The following is a 20,304-nucleotide window of genomic DNA, read 5'->3' as shown; positions in this document are numbered from 1 at the left end:
GGCAGACGGGCGAATGAGCGGCCAAGATACGCCCACCTGCCTGGCAAGTCGGACGATCAAGGCCGAGGCCGGACGGGCAAGGTCGAGGGGCGGACGGTCAAGGCTGGGGGAAGGGGAGGGGGAGGTCTCGGCCGAGGACGGCGAAGGGGCGGGGGTCGCCGGGGAAGAGGAGGTGGCGGGAGACGTCCTCGAAGCCGGTGCGGCGGTAGAGGCGCCAGGCGCGGGAGGCCTGCTCGTCGGCCTCGGGGGTGGACAGCAGCGTGGTCGCCGCCGGGGTCATCGCCAGCAGCGCCCGCAGCTGCGCCTCACCCAGGCCGTGCCCCTGGGCGGAGGGGCGTACGTGCAGCTCCACGACCTCGAAGCAGTCGGCCAGCCAGCGTTGCCGCGCGGGCCCGTCCAGCACCGCGCTCACCTGGTCGTGCCACCACTGGCCGGGTTCGGAGTGGTAGCCGTACGCGAAGCCGAGCAGGTGGCCCGCGGTGCTCACGCTGGCGATCGCGCGGAAGTGCGGCCGCTGCAGGTGGGTGCTGATGTAACCGCGCCGCACGGCCAGCGCCGGAGGCTGGTACGACATCGCCTCGCCGAACACGGACAGCACGTCGTCCATGCGCCGGGCGAGATCGTCCGGCGTCCAGGGGACCAGCCTCATGCGACCTCCGCCGGCGTCGCCGACGTGACCCGCAGCAGCTCCGGATAGGTGATCGGGAAGACGGCCTGGGGCACCCCGCCCGCGGCCCAGATCTGGTCGTACGCGGCCAGCGCCACGTCGATCAGGGTGCGCACCGGCTTGGGGTGGCCGAGCGGGGCGACCCCGCCGATGACCTGGCCGGTGTGCTCCCGGACGAACTCCGGCGTGGCCCGGCGCAGCTTCGCCACGCCGAGATCGGCGGCGACCTTGGCGGTGTCCACCCGGTGGCCGCCGGAGGTCAGCACGAGCAGCGGTTCGCCGTCGACCTCGAAGATCAGCGAGTTCGCGATCTGGGCCGGCTCGACCCCGAGCGCCGCCGCGGCCGCGGCGGCGGTGTGCACGCCGTCCGCCAGAACGATCACGCGGCAGCCCGCGCCGGTGTGGTCGTGGGCGTCGGCGGCGTCAAGCGCGTGCTGGACTGCGCTCACGTTCGGGTGCGACAGCATGGGCCTCATTCTGCCCCAGCGGATCGCGCCCCAGCGGCACCGGCTCGGTCACCGCCGCCACGGGCACCCGGGCCGTCTCGGCGAGCGCGACGCCGGTGAGCAGCAGCGCACCGCCGGCCAGCTGGGCCGGGTTGAGCAGCTCGCCGAGGGTGAGCCAGGCGACCCCGGCGGCGAGCACCGGCTCGATCATGCCGAGGATGCCCACGCTGGTGGCGGGCAGGTGCCGCAGCGAGCCGGCGATCAGCAGGTACGGCACGATGGTGCCGAGCACCAGCAGGTAGGCGACGAGCAGCCAGAGCGGCGTGCCGCCGGCGGTCTGCCCGGCCAGCGCGGACCAGTCCGGCGCGGCGCCGCCGAGCAGCCGGAACAGCAGCCCGGCCAGGGCCGACACGCCGAACGCCCAGCCGGTCAGGGAGACGGTGTCCCGGTCGGCCACGCCCTGCGCGCCGAGCACGAAGTACGCGGCGAGCAGCACGGCGGCGCCGAGCGCGGCCGCCACGCCGAGGCCGTCGAGGCTGAGCGCGCCCCACACCTCGGCGACGCAGGCCAGCCCGGCCAGGCACAGCAGCAGGCCCGCCCACAGCCGGGGGCGCACCCGGTGGCGCTGGCCGAAGCGCGCCCACAGCGCCACGAACAGCGGCGCGGTGTACTCGAACAGCAGCGCGACGCCCACCGGCAGCCGGGCGATGGCCACGAAGTAGAGCATCGGCACGAGCAGGAAACCGGTCAGGCCGTACGCGATCAGCAGCGGCAGCTGCCGTGCGGTGACGGTGAAGCGGCGCAGCCCGGGACGCAGCACCGCGCCGAGCACGAGCAGGCCCGCGCAGGCGCCCACGGCGCGCAGCGTGGTGAGGTCGGGCGCGCCGACCCCGGCGCGCAGGATCAGCTTGGAGACGGTGCCGTTGACGGCGAACAGCAGGCTGGCCAGCGCGACCATGACGATGCCCAGAGCGGGCCGGGGACGGAACGGCACCGGTCAAGGCTACCTGGTGTCATGTGCGTATCAGCATTCGGTCCTTACCCGGCGGGTCAGGGTTTACAACCGGGTTTTTTCGAACTAACGTTCTACTCGTTGTTCGGACAAGTGTTCGATCATCATTCGGGGGGAGCGGTTCGCGACGCGAGCCCCCGGGCCGTTGCTCGCGACATCGGCCCAGGTCACCGGAGATTCGCGGCTCCGGGCGACCACCAGGCGGGAGCCGCTCGCTGCCCATCGACCCCCGGGCAGCGGGTGGCCGCCCGACCGGCGAGCCGGTCCGGGTGTGGCGTGGGGAAGCTCCACGCCCGGCCGGCGAGCGCTACACCACGTTCTTCCTCCGTGGCTCGGCAAGGGACGGTCGCCAGACCTGTCATACGGGTAGGCGACGGTCATGAGGTCCCGCTGGTGACAGCCGAACGAGGAGGAGCCGCCGACATGAACGCCACGACGAAGGTGCCGGCCCACGTGCTGCCGCACCGCACCCCGATCGAGCTGATCGTCCTCGCCCGGCGCGGACTCGCCGAGGCCCGCGACACCGATGGACCCGCGCAGCGCTACGCCACCGCCCACCTCGCCGCGCTGCGCGCCGCCGCCGCCGTGATCGCGGCCCGGGCCATGCCCGCCCCGGCCCGCCGCAGGCAGATCACCAGCGTGTGGGTGCTGCTGTCCATGGTCGCTCCCGAGATGAGCGCCTGGTCGTCCCTGTTCTCCTCCGGCGCGGCCAAGCGGTCCGCCGCCGAGGCCGGCATCGCCCGGGTCACCGCCGAGGAGGCCGACGCGCTGCTGCTGCAGGCCGGCTACTTCGTCGACCTGGTGCAGGAGGCGCTGGACCTCGCGATCCAGCCCGCGCTCGCGGGTTGACGGTGAAGATCGCTGGTTCGTGTCAGAACGTGGGGCCTGGCCGCAGGTTCTGACACGAGACACCGATCATCGCCGGCAGCGCACGACCGTATCCACGTACGACACGGGGGGATGACCGCCATGACGGGGCTGAAGGCGGCCCGGTCAATGGAGTTGCAGCACGCATCGGTGCGGCGAGCCAGCGACCTCACCGATGAGCTGGCCGGCCTGGGCGTCGACCGGCTGCTGCCGGTCCTGCCCGAGCTGCGCGAACTCCTTCCCGGACACGGCCTGCGCCGCGGCAGCACCGTCGCCGTGGCGCCCTCGGGCGGGCCCGGTTGCGGCGGAGCGACCTCGCTGCTGCTGGCGCTGCTGTCGGCCGCCTCGTCCGCGGGCTCCTGGTGCGCGGTGGTCGGGCTGCCGACGCTGGGTCTGGCCGCCGCCGCCGAGTTCGGCATCGTCCTGGACCGGCTGGCCCTGGTGCCGCACCCCGGTCCCCAGTGGACGACGGTGACCGGCGCGCTGCTCGACGGCTTCGACGTGGTGGTCGCCGCGCCGACCGGGCCGGTCGCGGCGTCCGTACGCCGGCAGCTGGCCGCTCGTGCCCGGCAGCGCGGCAGCGTGCTGGTCCCGTTCGGCGACTGGGACGGCGCCGACGTGGTGCTCTCCCCGGTCGCGGGCGCCTGGCTCGGCCTGGGCCGGGGTCACGGCCGGCTGCGCTGCCGCGAGCTGAGCGTCACCGCCCGCGGCAAGGGCGCCGCCGCCCGCCCCCGACGGGTCACCATGTGGCTGCCCGCCCCGTCCGGGCCGCTCGGGCTGCCCGCCGCGTCCGGCCCGCCAGGGCTGCCCGCCGCGTCCGGGCCGCTCGGGGTGGCCGCCGCGTCCGGCCCGGCCGGAGCGCCCGACTCGGCCGGGCCGGACGGCCTGCCCACGCCCTCCGGCCCGGCCGGCCGGCCGGAGCCGGTCGCGGTGTCGCCGCCCGGCCGGACCCCGCGCCATGAGGGCCGGACCCGTGGCCATCTGCGGTCGGTCCCGCTCGGCCAGGCGTCCTGATGGGCGACGCCGCCCAGCGGACCATGCTCGTCTGGTGTCCGGACTGGCCGGTCATCGCCGCCGACCTGATGGACGGGGTGCCCGCACACCGGCCCGTCGCGGTGCTGCACGCCAACCGGGTGATCGCCTCCTCCGCCGCCGCGCGTGCCGAGGGTGTACGCCGCGGTCTGCGCAAACGTGAGGCGCAGAGCCGGTGCCCGCAGGTGATCGTGGTGGACTACGACCCGGTGCGCGACATACGCGCCTTCGAGCCCGTGCTCGCCGCCGTCGAGGAGATCGCCGCCTCGGTGGCGGTGGTGCGCGCGGGCGTCTGCGCGTTCGCGGCGCGCGGCCCGGCCCGCTACTTCGGCGGCGAGGAGGCCGCCGCCGAGCGCATCGTCGAGCAGGTCGCGCAGGAGTGCGGGGTCGAGGCGCAGCTCGGCGTCGCCGACGGCGCCTTCGCCGCGCTGCTGGCCGCCCGGGCCGGCCGGATCGTCGCCCCGGGGCAGACCGCCTCCTTCCTGGCCGCGATGCCGGTCAGCACCCTGGACCGGCCGCAGCTGACCAGCCTGCTGCGCCGGCTCGGCGTACACACGCTGGGTGATTTCGCGGCCCTGCCGCCCAGTGACGTGCTGGCGCGGTTCGGGCTCGACGCGGCGCTGGCCCAGCGGCTGGCCGCGGGCCGCGACGACCGGCCGCTCGCGGTCCGCCAGGCCCCGCCCGAGCTGGAGGTCGAGGAGCGCTACGACGAACCGGTCGACCGGGTCGACACCGCCGCGTTCGCCGCCCGCGCGCTGGCCGAGCAGCTGCACGAACGGCTCGCCGCGCACGGCCTGGCGGCCACCCGGCTGGAGATCGGCGCGGTCACCGCCGACGGCCGCGAGCTGCACCGGGTATGGCGCCACGACGGCGTACTCACCGCCCACGCCATCGCCGACCGCACCCGCTGGCAGCTGGAGGGCTGGATCACCCAGCGCCGGATGACCGCCGGGATCGCCGCGCTGCGGCTGGTCCCCGACGGGCTGGTGCGCCAGGCGGGCCTGCAGGCCGGGCTGTGGGGCGACGTCGGCGCCGAGCGGGACCGCGCGCACCGCGCGCTGCACCGGGTGCAGGGCATCCTCGGCCCCGAAGCGGTGCTGACCGCGGTGCTCGGCGGCGGGCGCGACCCCGGTGAACAGGCCACCCTGGTGCCGTGGGGGGACGAGCGGGTGCCGGTGCGCCCCGACGGCCCGTGGCCCGGCCGGCTGCCCCCGCCCGCGCCCGCCGTGGTCCTGGTCGAGCCGCAGCCCGCCCGGCTGCTCGCCGCCGGCGGCGAGGAGGTGCGCATCACCGCCCGCCTGGAGCTCAGCGCCGACCCGGCATTCCTGGTGCTCGACGGCAGAACGGCCGAGGTCACCGGCTGGGCCGGTCCCTGGCCCGTGGACGAGCAGTGGTGGGACTCCCGCCGCGCCCACCGCGCCGCCCGCCTCCAGGTCCTCCTGTCCACCGGCCGCGCCATCCTCCTCACCCTCACCGCCGGCCACTGGACCATCACCCTCCACTTCGACTGACCGCACCCCGCGGCCCCTCTTCCTGTGGGTTGATCATGAACTTGGAGACGTGTTCGGCGGTGTGTCGCAACCCTGCGCCCGTGATCGTTTCGGGCTCCCTCGGCCGGTGCTGGGCGCTCTGTCGGCGGTGTTGATCACGGTATCGGGGGTGCGACACGCCGTCGAACACGCACTTAAGTTCATGATCAACGCGGTAGAGGAGGGTGGGAGGTGGGGTGGGGTGGGGTTAGTACAGTTGTTCGAGTGGGGTTTGACGGTCAGGGGCAGCTGCCGTGGGGGGAGCTGGAGCGGCGGATGCGGGGCGGCCTGGTGGTCGATCCGCTGGCGGTGGCTGACGGGGGTGACGGGCCGGGGTTCTCGCGGAAGCGGGAGCCTTATCGGGCGGAGCGGGTCGAGCGGCCGCGGGACGTGGTGCCGTATGCGGAGCTGCACTGCCATACCAACTTCAGCTTTCTGGACGGGGCGAGTGATCCGGAGGAGCTGGTCGCGGAGGCGGTGCGGCTGGGGCTGGAGGCGCTGGCGGTCACCGATCACGACGGGCTCTACGGGGTGGTGCGGTTCGCGGAGGCGGCGCGGGAGCACGGGCTGCCCACCGTGTTCGGGGCGGAGCTGAACCTGGCGGGGGTGCCGCGGGGCGGGGGCGCGCCCGATCCCGCGGGCACCCACCTGCTGGTGCTGGCGCGGGGGCCGCAGGGGTACGCGAACCTGGCTCGAGCCCTGTCCGAGGCGCACCTCGAAGGCGGTGAGAAGGGCCGCCCGAAGTACGAGCTGGAGAAGATCGCCGAGACCCTCCAGCAAAGCGCCGTGATCCTCACCGGGTGCCGCAAGGGGGCGGTGCCGCGGGCGCTGCTCACCGACGGGGTGGACGCGGCGGCGCGGGAGCTGGACCGGCTGGCGGCCCTGTTCGGCGCGGAGAACGTGGTGGTGGAGCTGATCGACCATGCCGACCCGTACGACGGGGACCGCAACGACGCGCTGTGCGGGCTGGCGGCGCGGGCCGGGCTGCGCGTGGCCGCCAGCAACAACGTGCACTACCACCACCCGGCGCGGCGGCGGCTGGCCACGGTGACCGCGGCGGTGCGCGCCCGGACCAGCCTGGACCAGATCGACGGGCACCTGCCCGCGGCGGCCACGGCGCACCTGCGCTCGGGCGCGGAGATGGCGGCCCGGTTCGCGGCGATGCCGCACCCGCTGGCCCGGGGCGCGGTGGCGTACGCCGCGGAGCTGGGCCGGGAGCTGGCCTTCGACCTGCGCCTGGTGGCGCCGAAGCTGCCGCCGTTCACCGATCCGCCGGGCGACCGGGTGGACGAGGTGGCGTTCCTGCGGGCGCGGACGCTGGAAGGGGCGGCCGAGCGCTACGGGCCGCGCGAGGCGTACCCGGAGGCGTACGAGCGGATCGAGCACGAGCTGCGGATGATCGAGCAGCTGGAGTTCCCCGGCTACTTCCTGGTGGTGTGGGACATCGTCCGGTTCTGCCGGGAGGCGGACATCTACTGCCAGGGGCGGGGGTCGGCGGCGAACTCGGCGGTCTGCTACGCGCTGCGCATCACCAATGTGGACCCGGTCGGCGGCGAGGGCGGGCTGCTGTTCGAGCGCTTCCTGGCCCCGGAGCGCGACGGTCCGCCCGACATCGACGTGGACATCGAGTCCGACCGGCGGGAGGAGGTCATCCAGTACGTCTACCGGCGCTACGACCGGCGGCACACCGCGCAGGTCGCCAACGTGATCTCGTACCGGCCGCGCTCGGCGGTGCGGGACGTGGCGCGCGCGTTCGGCTTCTCCGCAGGGCAGCAGGACGCCTGGAGCAAGCAGATCGACCGGTGGAGCGCGGTGTCCGCGGGGGACGTCGACGGGATCCCGCCGCACGTGCTGGAGTACGCCAACGAGCTGCTGGCCGCCCCGCGGCACCTGGGCATCCACTCCGGCGGCATGGTCATCTGCGACCGGCCGATCATCGAGGTGTGCCCGGTGGAGTGGGCGCGCATGCCCGGCCGCACGGTGCTGCAGTGGGACAAGGACGACTGCGCCGCGGTCGACCTGGTCAAGTTCGACCTGCTGGGCCTGGGCATGCTGTCGGCGCTGCACTACGCCTTCGACTTCCTCGGGCAGGAGCTGGACCTCGGCGATCTCAAGCCCGACGATCCCGAGGTGTACGCGATGCTGTGCCGCGCCGACACGGTCGGGGTGTTCCAGGTGGAGAGCCGCGCGCAGATGTCGACGCTGCCCCGGCTGCGCCCGGAGCGCTTCTACGACCTGGTGGTGGAGGTGGCGCTGATCCGGCCCGGCCCGATCCAGGGCGGCTCGGTGCACCCGTTCATCCGGCGCAAGAACGGGCAGGAGCCGGTGGACATCCCGCACCCGCGCATGCACAACTCGCTGGCCCGGACGCTGGGCGTGCCGCTGTTCCAGGAGCAGATGATGCAGCTGGCCATCGATGTCGCCGACTTCACCCCGGTGGAGGCCGACCAGCTGCGCCGCGCCATGGGCTCGAAGCGCTCGATGGACCGGATGGAGCGGCTGCGCGGCCGGCTCTTCGAGGGCATGGCCCGCAACGGGATCGAGGGCGCGCTGGCCGAGGACATCTTCGCCAAGCTGGCCGCGTTCGCCAACTACGGTTTCCCGGAGAGCCACGCGATGAGCTTCGCCTATCTGGTGTACGCCAGCGCCTGGCTCAAGCGCTACCACCCGGCGGCGTTCTGCGCGGCGCTGCTCGGCGCGCAGCCGATGGGCTTCTACTCGCCGCAGTCGCTGGTCGACGACGCCCGGCGGCACGGGGTGCGGGTGCGCCGCCCGGACGTGAACGCGAGCCCGGTCAAGGCCGGGCTGGAGTGGGCACCGGGGGATCGTTCGGGCAGCCTGCCGGGGGAGCAGCCGTCGCAGTGGGGGCTGGGCGGCCCGGCCGTGCGGCTGGGCCTGGACAGCGTGCGCACGCTGGGTGAGGACGTCGCGAAACGGATCGTCGAGGAGCGGGCGCGGGGCGGGGCGTACGCGGACATGACCGACCTGGCCCGGCGCACCGGCCTGACCGCGCCTCAACTGGAGGCGCTGGCCACCGCGGACGCCTTCGCCTGCTTCGGGCTGGACCGGCGTGCCGCGCTGTGGGCGGCGGGCGCGGCGGCCACCGACACCCCGGACCGGCTGCCGGGCACGGTCGTCGGAGTGCACGCGCCGGTGCTGCCCGGCATGGAGGACGTGGACCGGCTGGTCGCCGACGTGTGGGCGACCGGGCTGTCCCCGGACGACCATCCGATCCGGCTGGTCCGGGAGCGGCTCACCGTGCGGGGCGCGCTGCCGATCTCGCGGCTGACCGGCGTCGAGCACGGGTCGCGGGTGCTGGTCGGCGGGCTGGTCACGCACCGGCAGCGGCCGGCCACCGCGGGCGGGGTGACCTTCCTGAACCTGGAGGACGAGACCGGGATGCTCAACGTGGTCTGCTCGCCGGGGCTCTGGCAGCGCCACCGGACGGTGGCCCGGTCCAGCGCGGCGCTGCTGGTGCGCGGGCGGCTGGAGTCCGCTTCGGGAGTACGCAACCTGGTCGCGGACCAGCTCGCACCGCTGCCGGTGGCCACCCCGGCCGCCTCCCGCGACTTCCGTTAGTAGCGCGCTGATTACCACGGGTCCGTAAAGGACGTGAGAACGTCTTGTGTGGACCTGTTTCTGCCGATACCGTTCCCAAGACCCATCACCCCTGGGACGAACGGACATCGGATGCGAAAGTCGCTGCTCGCCGTCGCCGGCTGCGGGCTGATGCTGGCCACCCTCGTCACCTCGCTGCCCGCGCAGGCGGCGCCGCCCATCGCCGACTGCCGGGTCGCCGCGCCCGAGCCCGCGCTGCGCGCCGCGCGCACGGCCGACGGGGCCCCCGCCTACCTGCAGTGGCTCGACTCTGCCCCGGCCCAGCAGGCCAACCTCGCGGTCCAGCAGGCGGCGCAGGCGGCGTTCGGCATCCCGGACGGCAAGCAGCGCGTCGCGGACACGCTGCGCCGCGGCCTGGTCGGCAGCGCGATCGACCACAACACCCGCACGGTCACGCTCGTGGTGACCCCCGAGGCGAGCGGGCGCGCCAAGGAGCTCGGCGCCCGGATCGCCGCCGCGCCGGTCGCGCGCGACGCCGCCGTCGCCGCGACGGAGGTCAAGGTCGGCTGCTTCTCGGCGGACCGCCTGATCGCCGCCGACGAGCTGCTGTTCGCGCGCGCCTGGCACCCGGACGCGGCCGCCGCGACGTTCAGCTACTACCTCGACGCCGCCGACTCCCGCTACCGGGTCTCCTTCGACCCCGCCTACCCCGAGGCGGCCCAGGCGCTGCGGGACACGCTCGGCGACGTGGCGGAGGTGACCCTCGACGGGGCCGCGCGCACCGGCCGCCTCAACGACGGCGAGCCCCACTTCGGCGGGGCCGGGCTGCGGGCCGGCTCCGGGGCGACGAACACCTGCACCAGCGGCTTCATCGCGCGGCGCAGCGACGGCCGGATCGGCGGCACCACCGCCGCGCACTGCTTCAGCAACGGCCAGAGCATCTACTCCTCGACGCAGTACTGGGGCGCGGCCTCGGGTGAGACCAACTACCCGGCGTACGACATCATGTTCGTCAGCTCGTCGGCGGAGACGTACGACAACAAGATCCACACCGATCCGTGCTGCCCGACGGAGCGTTTCGTCACCGCCAAGCGCAACCCGGTGATCGGCGACTCGGTCTGCCTGAGCGGCATGGTCACCAAGGCCACCTGCGGCATCTCGGTGAACTCGCTGCAGGGCGTGCTGTGCGCGGCGGACGGCTGCACGTACGGCCTGATGCAGGGCAACCGGGGCGGTGACGTCATCGTGAAGAACGGCGACTCCGGCGGCCCCGTCTACATCCGGACCGGCACGAGCAACGCCACCGCCGTCGCCATGATCATCGGTTGCTCGTCCAGCTCCTGCACCTCCGTGCTGGCCGAGCACCTGACCAGCATCGAGTCCTACCTCGGCGTGAGCGTGCTGACGAGCTGACCCGGAAGAACGGCACGGCGCGGGGGGAACCCGTGCCGTGCCGGCGCCCTCCAACTGAGCAGACCGGGCGGGGGCTGAGAGAAGTGAGGCATGACATGGGCGGATCGGCGAACTGGGCGGCGCGGGCGGCCGCGCTGGTGTGCGCGGGCGCGCTCGGCGCCTGCGCCGCGCAGGTGCCCCCGGCGGAGATCCCTCCGCCGCCGTCGCCGTCCACGGGGCCCACGGCGCGCGTGCCCGACCTGACCAACAAGAGCGTCGACCTCGTCGAGAAGGAGTTCCCGGCCGCCGGCCTGGTCGCGCTCATCAGGTATGAGCCGGGCCTGCTGCTGGAGCCCGGCACCGTCGCCGTCACCGACCCGCCGCCCGGCACGATCGCCGCGGCGGGCTCGGTGGTCCGCGTCGTCGTGGCCGGCGCGCCGAAGAACCTCGACGACTACATCCGCGGCAACCACGAGGTCTTCCTCGGCTCGACCCTCAGCTCGGACCGCACCCTCGTGCTCTCGGTGTACCAGCAGGGTCCCGACTCCGGCGCCGTCATCGAGGGCGCCCGCAAGTTCATCAAGGTCAAGCAGTACCGGGTCGTCTCCTGCCCCCGGTCCCGGGTGGACCTGGAGCAGGTCCAGATAGAACTGCACCGGCGCGACTTCCTGCCCCGCGCGGGCGAGCTGAAGTTCAGCACCCAGGTGGATCCGGCCTCGTGCGCGCTGCGGCTGTCGGCCGACCTCACCGACGAGGAGACCGAGCAGCTCATGAAGCGCTACGAGGGCGCGCTCGTGATCGAGCGGGGATCCGGCGCGGGTTATGGAGTGCGCACATGAGGCCGGTCTGCCGATAGGCTCGGCGGCGTGGAGCGAACAGTGGCGCACGCCCGCATCGCGGGCCCCCGTACCGCCGTGATCTGGTCCGTGCTGCGCGGCGAGCTGGCCGGGCAGGACGGCCGCCCGCTCAGCGTGGTCGACGTGGGCGGGGGCACCGGCGGCTTCGCGGTGCCCCTGGCGGAGGCCGGGCACACGGTGACCGTCGTCGACCCGAGCCCGGACGCGCTGGCCTCGCTGCTGCGCCGGGCCACCGACGCCGGGGTCGCCGACCGCGTGCACGCGCTGCAGGGCGACGCCGACTCGCTCGGCGACCTGGTCCCGCCCGCCGCCGCCGACCTGGTGCTGTGCCACGCCGTGCTGGAGGTGGTGGACGACCCCGCCGCCGTCGCGCAGGCGCTGCACGACGCCCTGCGCCCCGGCGGCGCCGCCAGCGTGCTGGTCGCCAACCGCGCCGCGGCGGTGCTCTCCCGCGCCACGGCCGGGCAGTGGAAGGCCGCCACCGACCTGCTGCACGACCCCGCCGCCCGGACCGCCGGCCGGGACACCGCGCGCCGCCGCTTCGACCTGGACATGGCCGGGGAGCTGCTGTCCGGCGCCGGGCTGAGGGTGGAGCAGACGCACGGCGTGCGCGTCGTCGCCGACCTGGTGCCCGGGGTGATCGCCGACGCCGACCCGGAGTCGCTGCTCGCGTTCGAACTCGCCGCGGCCGCCCTGCCGCCGTACCGCGACGTCGCCACCCAGCTGCACCTGCTGGCCCGCCGCCGCGGGCCCGCCGCCCACTGACCACGGCCCGGGAGGCGCCCGTGTTCGTCGCACCGGACTACCCGCGGGGCACGCTCGCCGACGTGCTGCCGGGGGCGCTGGCCGCGCTCGGCCTGCCGCACGCCGATCCGCTGGGCCTGGCCGCGCGCCTCGACGGCGTACGCCGGGTCGCGGTGCTGCTGGTCGACGGCATGGGCTGGCACCAGCTGCCCGCGCTGGCCGAGGTCGGGCCGGTGATCGCGGCCACCCTGCGCGGCGAGCTGGGCACCGCGCTGCGCACCACCTGCGGCTTCCCCTCCACCACGCCGACCAGCCTGGTCAGCCTGGCCACCGGGGCGCTGCCGGGCGCGCACGGGGTGCTCGCGTTCAACACGATCGTGCCGGGCACCGGCCGGGTGCTCAACCACACCCTGTGGGCCGACGACCCGCCGCCTCGGCAGTGGGTGCCCGTCCCGCCGCGCTACCGGGCCGCGGCCGCCGCCGGCATCGACGTGGCCGTGGTCAACCGGCCGGAGTACGCCGGCAGCGGGCTCACCGTGGCGACGACCGACGGCGCCCGTTACCTGCCCGCCGCCGACGCGGACGAGCTGGCCGCCGGGATGCTCGGCGCGCTCAAGGAGGCCGCCCCGCCCGCGCTGGTGTACGGCTACCACCCGCAGCTCGACAAGGCCGGGCACGGGCACGGGCTGACCTCGGCGCAGTGGGCCGACGCCGCGGCGGAGGTGGACGCGCTGCTGGCCCGGCTGGTCGGCGGGCTGCCCGAGGACGCGGCGCTGCTGGTCACCGCCGACCACGGCCAGCTGGACGTGCCGCTCGACCGCCGCGTCGACGTGCACGCCGACCCCGCCCTCGCCGCCGGGGTGCGCGTCGTCACCGGCGAACCGCGGGTCCGCTACCTGCACACCGAGCCCGGCGCCGCAGCCGACGTCGCCGCCGCATGGCGGGAGCTGGCCGGGCACGCCGCCTGGATCGGCACCCGGGACGAGGCGATCGCCACCGGCTGGTACGGCCCGATGGACGCGCGGCACGCGGCCCGGCTCGGCGACGTGGTGGCGGTCTGCCGCGACAACTGGGCGGTGCTGGCCACCGCCACCGACGCGCCGTCGGTCGCCCGCCTGGTCGCCATGCACGGCTCGCTCACCGAGGCCGAGATGCGCATCCCGGTCCTGCTTTATCGCTCCTGACCAGCGCCGTGCGGCCCAGGTGTCGGACCGGGGCGGTACCGTCGTCGCGTGGGACGTGCCTCGGGTGGTGGCGCGCCGAAGGGCTTCGGGCCGGACGGCGACGATTCCGGCTGCCCGTTCCTGCACATCGACATGGACGCGTTCTTCGCCTCGGTGGAGGTGCGCAGGCGTCCTGAGCTGCGCGGTCTGCCGGTGGTGGTGGGCGGCACGGGCGGGCGTGGCGTCGTCTCCTCGGCCAGCTACGAGGCGCGGGAGTACGGCGTGCGCAGCGCCATGCCCACTGCGATGGCTCGGGCGCGCTGCCCGCAGGCGATCTTCATCCCGCCCGACATGGAGGCGTACGCGCAGGCGTCCCGGGCCGTGATGGCGGTGTTCCGCGACATCACGCCGCTGGTGGAGCCGCTGTCGGTGGACGAGGCGTTCCTCGACGTGTCGGGCAGCCGCCGCCTGTTCGGCCGGCCCGCCGAGATCGCCGCGCTGATCCGCCGCCGCATCGCGCAGGAGCAGCAGCTGACCTGCTCGATCGGCGTCGCGCCGAACAAGTTCCTGGCCAAACTGGGCTCGACCCGGGCCAAGCCGGACGGCCTGCTGGTGATCCCGGCGGACCGGGCGCTGAAGTTCCTGCACCCGCTGCCGGTGTCGGTGCTGTGGGGCGTGGGCGAGCGCACCGAGGAGTCGCTGCGCCGGCTGGGGATGCGCACCGTCGCCGACGTGGCGCACGCCGGGCCGGGCCTGCTGCGCGCGGCGGTGGGCCAGGCCATGGCCGCGCACCTGCACGAGCTGGCCTGGGGGCGGGATCAGCGCCAGGTCAGCACGGAGCACCAGGAGAAGTCGATCGGGGCCGAGGTCACCTTCGACACCGACCTGGGCGATCCGGAGCAGCTGCGCAAGATGCTGCTGGCGCTGGCGCAGAAGGTCGCGGCGCGGGCCCGTGCCTCGGGCCAGGCCGGTCGCACCGTGTCGATCAAGGTGCGGTTCGCCGACTTCCGGACCATTTCGCGGTCCCGCACGCTGCCCGGCCCGACCGACGTGGCGCACGAGATCATGTCCACCGCCTGGGAGCTTTTCGAGGCGGTGCGAGCCCAGCAGCGCATCCGCCTGGTGGGGGTGCGCCTGGAGGGGCTGCTGGCGGCCGAGGGAGCGGTGCGGCAGCTGGCGCTCGGCGAGGCCGAGGACGGCTGGCGGGAGGCCGAGGTGGCCAGCGACGCGGTCATCGCCCGGTTCGGCCGGGGCGCCGTCCGTCCGGCCAGTCTGCTCGGTACGACCCGGCGTTCTTCCGGCGCGGCCCGGCCACTGCCACAAAATCCCGCTCCGGGCATGGTCGTCCCGCTTTCCGACCCGCCCACGCCCTCGTAGACTGACGGGTAGCAGTCGTCCGGCTGCAACACGTATTCACGGTTTGGCGATCTTCTGCTGGGGAATCGGCGCCCTGTCGCACCCTCAGCACCAAGACCGCCCGACCTGGCGGACCGGGGAGGAGAGCCGTGCCGCTATCCGAGCACGAGCAGAGGCTGTTCGAGCAGATCGAGCGGTCGCTGTCCGAAGACCCGAAGTTCGCTTCGGCCGTCCGCCACAGCGACCCGAAGTTCCACGCCCGCCGGCGCATCATCGTCTCCGCGGTGCTCATCCTCGCCGGCCTCGGCCTGGTGGTGTACGGCGTCGCCGACAGCTCCAAGCTGTGGCTCGGGGTGGTCGGGTTCGTGCTGATGCTCGGCGCGGCGGCGTTCTGGATGCTGGCGCACAAGCGCAGCCAGACCGCCGAGCTGCGCTCCGTCGGCGGCACCGCCACCCGGCGGACCCGTCGCGGCAACGGCGGGGTCATCGACCGCCTGGAGAACCGGTGGCGCGAGCGGGGCGACTTCGATCGCTGATCCCGGCGCCGGTGGTGGGTGCCGGCCCGGAACAACCTGAACCACATGAGGCGGGCCGCTCCGAGTGATCTCGGAGCGGCCCGCCGCATGCCGTACGCGGCGGCCGGTCAGCGCAGCAGCCGCCGGGGCCGCAGCGGCCGCAGCACCCGCTTGGCCGTGCCGCTGGCCGCCGCCGTCCAGGCCGACAGCGTGGTGAGCGCGGTGTATCCGGCGTTGCGCCAGCGCAGCAGCACCGACGCCGGCATCAGCACGGCGCTGAGCCGGGCACGCCGTCCCGCCTGGCCGGCGATCGCCCGGCGCACCTCGCGGACCGCGGCGGTCAGCCGGTCCCCGGCCAGCGGCACCGGCGCGTAGCGGGCGCGCTCCTCGGCCGTGCCGAGCAGCCGTGCCTGCTCGGCGGCGGCCGAGCCGGGCAGCGTGGTGCTGACCAGCCGCTCCACGGTGGCCCGCGGCGTCTCCGCCGGGTCCACCGCCAGCCGGTAGTCGATCATCGTGTCGATGAGCTCGTCCCACGCGGCGTGGGCCTGCTCCCGGGCGCCGACGGCGTCGCCGGTGACGGTCATGACCGGGCCGGGCGCGGCCGGGCGCACCTGGGCGAGGTCGCCGTCAGCGTGGGCCTGCGCGGCGCGGGCCCCACGGCGGCGGCGCAACGAGATCCGCCGCAACGCCGGTGCCACCAGCAGCACCACCAGCACCAGCCCGCCGCCCAGCGCCCACCAGACCCAGACCGGCAGCTGCTCGGTGATGGCCGGCAGGCCGGCCGCGCCGCCGTCCGGGTCGATCGGATCGCGAGTCGGGCCGCCCTCACCGTTCGGGCCGGTGGTGGCGCCGGGGCTCAGCGACGGCTGCGGGCCGCCCGGGGTCTCCTCCGGGGCGTCCACGTTCGGCGCCCACGCGGTGGGCACCGAGCCGAGCACGTACGTCGACGGGGTGGCGTCGAACGGCACCCAGCCGAAGCCGGCGAAGTACACCTCGGTCCAGGCGTGCAGGTTGCGGTTGGTCAGCACCCGCCGGCCGTCGACCGGGGCGCCGCCCAGCGTGAAACCGAACGCCACCCGGGCCGGGATGTCCGCCGTGCGCACCATCCAGGCCAGCGCCGCCGCGTACTGCTCGCAGAAGCCGCGCTTGCCCTCCAGGAAGTCGACGATGGCCTGGCCGCTGGTGCCGGCCGGGGCGCTGACGTCGTAGGCGAAGTCGTTCTTGACGGAGAAGTAGTCGTAGAGCGCCCGGACCCGGTCGTAGTCGTTGTCCTTGCCCGCGATCAGCCGGTCCACCAGCGTCTTGACCTGCGACACCGCGGGGACCTCGCTGTAGATGCGGTGCGTGGGGTCCGCGTCGGTCAGCGTGGTGGCCGCGCGCAGCTGGTCCGGGGTGAACTCGGCCCGGACGTAGTCGAACTCGTAGGCGCGCCCGGCCGAGTTGGCCTTCTGCGAGAAGACGACCTGCCGGTCCGGGTCGTAACTCCAGGCCGCGTCGAGGCCGCGCATCGACACCGGCGCGGCGTACACCGGCAGCAGCGGCATGTTGTACGCATCGGTGATCTCCACCGCCGCCGTGGCCCGGACGTTCTTCACCGCGCCGAGGTTGAGCCCGGAGGGGCCGGGCAGCTGGTCGCCGACCGGCTGGCCCGCCGGGTGCCCGGCGGTGAAGCCGTTGCCGCCGGCCAGGTCGGCCACGCCGAAGCGCATGTAGAACGGGTTCGGGTCGTTGGTGGTGACCTTCACCATGTCCTGCGTGTCGGCCTGCTTGAGCTTGCCGCTCAGCTCGGCGAACAGGTCCACCTGGCCGCTGCCGCGGGTGCCCTTGCCGGCCTGGCCGAGGCCCTGGCCGGTGCCGAGCTCGCCCAGGAAGCCGGCGCTCATGGCGGGCACCGCCAGCGGCAGCGCCACCGCGATCAGCACGCCGATCACCGACAGCCGCCGCCCGGCCGCCGCCAGCGGCGACGGCTCCCAGACGTCGACGCCGCGGCCCTCCCCGGTGAACCGGCGGCCAAAGCGGCGCACCCGGTCGACGTTGTCGCTGACCAGCAGCCACAGGAAGCCGACCGCGCCGATCACGAACGGGATCGGCGAGATCGAGTCGAGGTAGACCGCCACCGGCACCGAGTAGATGGCGAGCATGGGCAGCCCGGCCAGGGCCGGCCGGCGCAGGCCGACCGCGCAGAAGTCGACCAGGATCGCCACCGAGCCCATGCCCAGCGCGCTGATGAACAGCAGGCCCTCCAGGTCGGGCACCGGCACGAAGCTCTTCTGCACCTCCTCCCCGGCCTGCGCGAACAGCTGTCCGAAGTGGGCGAACGTGTCCGGGGTCGGGATCAGCCCGATGATGCCGGTCCCCTCGCCGTAGAGCCAGGTCAGGCCGACGAGCAGGGCGGCGAGCATGGCCAGCAGCTGCGCCCACAGCCGCCCGCGCAGCGAGCGGGCGCCCAGCGCCGCCCCGCACACCAGGGCGATCATCAGCCCGCCCTCGAACAGCCAGGTCCAGCCGGAGAAGATCGCCGAGATCGGCGCGGAGGCCAGCAGCGTGGCCCCGGCCGCGACCAGGCCCAGATGGCGTCGTGCGTTCATCGGCCGCCTCCCATGGTGACGGTCTCGGCCATGGCCGCGCGTACGGCGAAGCCCTGCTGGCCGCGGGCCGCCTGCGGCCACAGCGACGGCAGCAGGTCGCCGTGCTTGACCTTGACCACGCGCCAGCCGCCGTGCAGCAGCGCCAGCGCCGCCGCCGCGTGCTCCTGCTCGGCCGCGGCACGGGCCGGCGCGGGCAGGTTCAGCCAGGTGCTGGTGTCCATGAAGAACGCGATGCAGGTGGTGCCGCTGCTGCGCAGGGCGGACAGCAGCCGGGCCTCCTCCGGCGTGAGCAGGCCCAGCACCGCGATGACCAGGCCGCCGTCGGCGCGGCGGCGTACGTGCTCGACCAGGCTGCCGACGTCGCCGCGCGGGGTGGCCTTCACCTCGGCCAGGTGGTCGAGCAGCATGCCGTCGCCGGTGCCCTCGGTGGCGTCGATGTCGGCGCCCGCGTCGGTGACCAGGCGCAGCCGGTAGCCGGCCTGGCGCAGGTGCACCGCGATGCTGGCGGAGGCGGACACGGCCCACTCGAAGCTGGCCGTCGGGCCCTCGCCGCGGTGCGCGCCCAGGCGGGTGTCGAGCAGGACCGTGGCCCGGCTCTCCCAGGGCTGCTCCTCGCGGCGCACCATCAGCTCGCCGACCCGGGCGGTCGAGCGCCAGTGCACCCGGCGCAGGTCGTCGCCGCGGCGGTACTCCCGGGTGGCCGCGTCGTCCTCGCCGTGCACGGCGACCGAGCGGGCCCGGCTGTCACCGGTGCCGGAGTACTCCCCGGCGAGCCGGACCAGCTGCAGCGCCGCCACGTTCGGGATCACGGTGAGCTTGTCCGAGCTGGGGAACGAGCGGGTCAGCTCGCACAGGCCGAACGGGTCGGTCATGCGCAGCGTCAGCGGGCCCACCTCGTAGCGGCCGCGCAGCTCGGCGCGCACCGTGTACGCCACCGAGCTGGCCTGCTGCGCGCCGAGCTTCTCCAGCACCAGCCGCGGGCGGCTGCCCAGCGCGTACGGCAGCCGGTCCTCCAGCAGCAGGGTGCCGGTGGGCAGGCGGGACATGTTCTGCAGCCGGAGCAGCACCCGCGCGCTGCCCCCGGCCTGCACCCGGTACGGGTCGAGGCTGCGCGAGCAGGCGAGCTTGTAGCGCGCCCGGCCGACGTACAGCGCCGCCATCAACGGCAGCGCCACCAGCAGCACCGCCACCCGCATCAGGTCCGTCTCGCCGAGGGCGAGCGCGCACAGCAGCGCGGCCGTCCCGGCGGCGAGGAAGGAGCGGCCCCGGGTGGTGAGCCCGCGCAGCGCCTCACGCATCGGTCAGCCCCGCCGGTCGTAGAAGGAGTTGGGGGGAGTGGCCGGGCGGGTGTCGTACGGCGAGCGGCTGCGGTCGTGCGGCACGGGCAGGCGGTGCACCAGCTCGGACAGGATCGCGTCGGTGGTGCGCCGGGCCAGCTGGGCGTCGGCGGTGGGGATGACGCGGTGCGCGAGCACCGGCACGGCCAGCGTCTGCAGGTCGTCCGGCACGACGTAGTCGCGGCCGTCGAGCGCGGCGACCGCCTTGGCGGTGCGCAGCAGCTGCAGGGTCGACCGGGGGGACGCGCCCAGGCGCAGCTCGGGGGCCTCACGAGTGGCGGTGACCAGCTCCACGGCGTAGCGCTTCACCGCGTCGGCGACGTGCACGTTGCGCACGGTGGCGATGAGCCGCCGCACGGTGCCGCCGTCGACGACCGCGCTGAGGTCCTCCAGCGGGTCGTGCGCCTGGTAGCCGTCGAGCATGGCGAACTCGGCCGCCGCGTCGGGGTAGCCCATCGCGATCCGGGCGGTGAACCGGTCGCGCTGCGCCTCGGGCAGCGGGTAGGTGCCCTCCATCTCGATGGGGTTCTGCGTGGCGACCACCATGAAGGGCACCTCCATGGCGTACGTGACGCCGTCGACGGTGACCTGGTGCTCCTCCATGCACTCCAGCAGCGCGGACTGGGTCTTCGGCGAGGCCCGGTTGATCTCGTCGCCGACCACCAGGTTCGCGAACACCGCGCCCGGCTTGAACTCGAAGTCGCGGGTCTCCTGGTTGTAGACGCTCACCCCGGTGACGTCGCTGGGCAGCAGGTCGGGGGTGAACTGGATGCGCCGCACGGAGCAGTCGATCGACCGCGCCAGCGCCTTGGCCAGCTTCGTCTTGCCGACGCCGGGGACGTCCTCGATCAGCAGGTGACCCTCAGCCAGCAGCACCGCGAGGGCCAGCCGTACGGTCGCGGTCTTGCCCTCGATCACCTGCTCGATGTTGGCCACGATGGCGTTGGTCGTGGCCCGGAACTCGTCGACCGTCATGGGGTCGGTGAGTTCGCCCCCACTGCGTTGCGTGGTCACATGTCCTCCTGAGAATCGCAACTACGGGGCCTGCACTTCTGATCACCCGCGCCCCGACAGAACGCGGTGTGCCGTCGGCGAGGTTGCCTCGCTGAGCAACTACCTGGTTCCGGCGCCGAAAGGGCACGCCTTGTCCGCAGTGTTCCGCACGTCCGGCGCGTCGGCAACGGGAGGTATGCGAGATGCGTGGCCACGGCGCGCGGGGGTATCATGCGGGCATGGCTTGG

At 74.5% G+C, this 20,304-nt stretch carries 16 protein-coding genes; 10 read left to right on the top strand and 6 right to left on the bottom strand.

Translation table 11 applies throughout. The features are described from left to right. Positions 1 to 97 precede the first annotated feature (97 nt). The 3 genes from CS0771_RS36680 to CS0771_RS36670 are packed head-to-tail and all read right to left on the bottom strand — an operon-like array spanning position 98 to position 2,107. Positions 98 to 649 (bottom strand): N-acetyltransferase, encoded by a 552-nt coding sequence (locus CS0771_RS36680; RefSeq protein ID WP_212845237.1) that lies wholly within the window; start codon positions 647 to 649, stop codon positions 98 to 100. Next, positions 646 to 1,134, bottom strand: coding sequence for a YbaK/EbsC family protein (locus tag CS0771_RS36675; protein WP_212845236.1), 489 nt, complete (start codon positions 1,132 to 1,134; stop codon positions 646 to 648). The genes CS0771_RS36680 and CS0771_RS36675 overlap by 4 nt, the downstream gene beginning before the upstream one ends. Continuing rightward, a complete protein-coding gene (locus CS0771_RS36670) occupies positions 1,091 to 2,107 on the bottom strand; it encodes a DMT family transporter (RefSeq protein ID WP_212845235.1) in 1,017 nt (338 codons plus the stop codon). The genes CS0771_RS36675 and CS0771_RS36670 overlap by 44 nt, the downstream gene beginning before the upstream one ends. Before the next feature lie 441 nt (positions 2,108 to 2,548). Here CS0771_RS36670 and CS0771_RS36665 point away from each other — a divergent pair, with 441 nt between their 5' ends. From CS0771_RS36665 to CS0771_RS36620, 10 genes are all read left to right on the top strand, one after another. Continuing rightward, positions 2,549 to 2,974 (top strand): SAV_6107 family HEPN domain-containing protein, encoded by a 426-nt coding sequence (locus tag CS0771_RS36665; RefSeq protein WP_212845234.1) that lies wholly within the window; start codon positions 2,549 to 2,551, stop codon positions 2,972 to 2,974. A gap of 120 nt (positions 2,975 to 3,094) precedes the next feature. Further along, positions 3,095 to 4,006 carry a hypothetical protein gene (locus tag CS0771_RS36660; RefSeq protein ID WP_212845233.1) on the top strand — a complete coding sequence of 304 codons (912 nt, stop codon included), beginning with the start codon at positions 3,095 to 3,097 and terminating at the stop codon, positions 4,004 to 4,006. Then, a complete protein-coding gene (locus CS0771_RS36655; RefSeq protein ID WP_212845232.1) occupies positions 4,006 to 5,535 on the top strand; it encodes a DNA polymerase Y family protein in 1,530 nt (509 codons plus the stop codon). Before CS0771_RS36660 ends, CS0771_RS36655 begins: the two co-directional genes overlap by 1 nt. A 294-nt stretch (positions 5,536 to 5,829) precedes the next feature. Then, positions 5,830 to 9,132, top strand: coding sequence for an error-prone DNA polymerase (locus CS0771_RS36650; RefSeq protein WP_212846262.1), 3,303 nt, complete (start codon positions 5,830 to 5,832; stop codon positions 9,130 to 9,132). A gap of 111 nt (positions 9,133 to 9,243) precedes the next feature. Next, complete coding sequence (locus CS0771_RS36645; protein ID WP_212845231.1) at positions 9,244 to 10,524, top strand: hypothetical protein; 1,281 nt, start codon at positions 9,244 to 9,246, stop codon at positions 10,522 to 10,524. A gap of 95 nt (positions 10,525 to 10,619) precedes the next feature. Further along, on the top strand, positions 10,620 to 11,342 hold the full coding sequence (locus CS0771_RS36640; RefSeq protein ID WP_212845230.1) for a PASTA domain-containing protein: 723 nt from the start codon (positions 10,620 to 10,622) through the stop codon (positions 11,340 to 11,342). Between the two features lie 27 nt (positions 11,343 to 11,369). After that, on the top strand, positions 11,370 to 12,125 hold the full coding sequence (locus CS0771_RS36635) for a methyltransferase domain-containing protein (RefSeq protein WP_212845229.1): 756 nt from the start codon (positions 11,370 to 11,372) through the stop codon (positions 12,123 to 12,125). 20 nt (positions 12,126 to 12,145) lie between these two features. Next, positions 12,146 to 13,288 carry an alkaline phosphatase family protein gene (locus CS0771_RS36630; RefSeq protein ID WP_244871247.1) on the top strand — a complete coding sequence of 381 codons (1,143 nt, stop codon included), beginning with the start codon at positions 12,146 to 12,148 and terminating at the stop codon, positions 13,286 to 13,288. 48 nt (positions 13,289 to 13,336) lie between these two features. Beyond that, positions 13,337 to 14,644 (top strand): DNA polymerase IV, encoded by a 1,308-nt coding sequence (locus CS0771_RS36625; protein WP_256442863.1) that lies wholly within the window; start codon positions 13,337 to 13,339, stop codon positions 14,642 to 14,644. 128 nt (positions 14,645 to 14,772) lie between these two features. After that, positions 14,773 to 15,159, top strand: a complete 387-nt coding sequence (locus CS0771_RS36620) for a DUF3040 domain-containing protein (RefSeq protein WP_203740934.1) — start codon at positions 14,773 to 14,775, stop codon at positions 15,157 to 15,159. A gap of 107 nt (positions 15,160 to 15,266) precedes the next feature. On the opposite strand, the gene CS0771_RS36615 is transcribed toward CS0771_RS36620, so the two are convergent. The 3 genes from CS0771_RS36615 to CS0771_RS36605 are packed head-to-tail and all read right to left on the bottom strand — an operon-like array spanning position 15,267 to position 20,038. After that, positions 15,267 to 17,726 (bottom strand): DUF3488 and transglutaminase-like domain-containing protein, encoded by a 2,460-nt coding sequence (locus CS0771_RS36615; RefSeq protein WP_212845228.1) that lies wholly within the window; start codon positions 17,724 to 17,726, stop codon positions 15,267 to 15,269. Beyond that, complete coding sequence (locus CS0771_RS36610; RefSeq protein WP_212845227.1) at positions 17,723 to 19,024, bottom strand: DUF58 domain-containing protein; 1,302 nt, start codon at positions 19,022 to 19,024, stop codon at positions 17,723 to 17,725. Before CS0771_RS36610 ends, CS0771_RS36615 begins: the two co-directional genes overlap by 4 nt. A 3-nt stretch (positions 19,025 to 19,027) precedes the next feature. Next, positions 19,028 to 20,038 (bottom strand): MoxR family ATPase, encoded by a 1,011-nt coding sequence (locus CS0771_RS36605; protein WP_212846259.1) that lies wholly within the window; start codon positions 20,036 to 20,038, stop codon positions 19,028 to 19,030. Positions 20,039 to 20,304 lie beyond the last annotated feature (266 nt).

The sequence above is a fragment of the Catellatospora sp. IY07-71 genome, assembly GCF_018326265.1.
In the GTDB taxonomy this organism is placed as follows: Bacteria; Actinomycetota; Actinomycetes; order Mycobacteriales; family Micromonosporaceae; genus Catellatospora.
This window is presented reverse-complemented; position numbering and strand designations above follow the sequence as displayed.

Excerpts from the sequence above, each read along its gene's own strand:
- CS0771_RS36680 (WP_212845237.1), bottom strand. The coding sequence starts at position 649 with ATGAGGCTGGTCCCCTGGACGCCGGACGATCTCGCCCGGCGCATGGAC.
- CS0771_RS36675 (WP_212845236.1), bottom strand. The coding sequence starts at position 1,134 with ATGCTGTCGCACCCGAACGTGAGCGCAGTCCAGCACGCGCTTGACGCC.
- CS0771_RS36665 (WP_212845234.1), top strand. The coding sequence starts at position 2,549 with ATGAACGCCACGACGAAGGTGCCGGCCCACGTGCTGCCGCACCGCACC.
- CS0771_RS36660 (WP_212845233.1), top strand. The coding sequence starts at position 3,095 with ATGACGGGGCTGAAGGCGGCCCGGTCAATGGAGTTGCAGCACGCATCG.
- CS0771_RS36655 (WP_212845232.1), top strand. The coding sequence starts at position 4,006 with ATGGGCGACGCCGCCCAGCGGACCATGCTCGTCTGGTGTCCGGACTGG.
- CS0771_RS36650 (WP_212846262.1), top strand. The coding sequence starts at position 5,830 with ATGCGGGGCGGCCTGGTGGTCGATCCGCTGGCGGTGGCTGACGGGGGT.
- CS0771_RS36645 (WP_212845231.1), top strand. The coding sequence starts at position 9,244 with ATGCGAAAGTCGCTGCTCGCCGTCGCCGGCTGCGGGCTGATGCTGGCC.
- CS0771_RS36640 (WP_212845230.1), top strand. The coding sequence starts at position 10,620 with ATGGGCGGATCGGCGAACTGGGCGGCGCGGGCGGCCGCGCTGGTGTGC.
- CS0771_RS36615 (WP_212845228.1), bottom strand. The coding sequence starts at position 17,726 with ATGAACGCACGACGCCATCTGGGCCTGGTCGCGGCCGGGGCCACGCTG.
- CS0771_RS36610 (WP_212845227.1), bottom strand. The coding sequence starts at position 19,024 with ATGCGTGAGGCGCTGCGCGGGCTCACCACCCGGGGCCGCTCCTTCCTC.
- CS0771_RS36605 (WP_212846259.1), bottom strand. The coding sequence starts at position 20,038 with ATGACGGTCGACGAGTTCCGGGCCACGACCAACGCCATCGTGGCCAAC.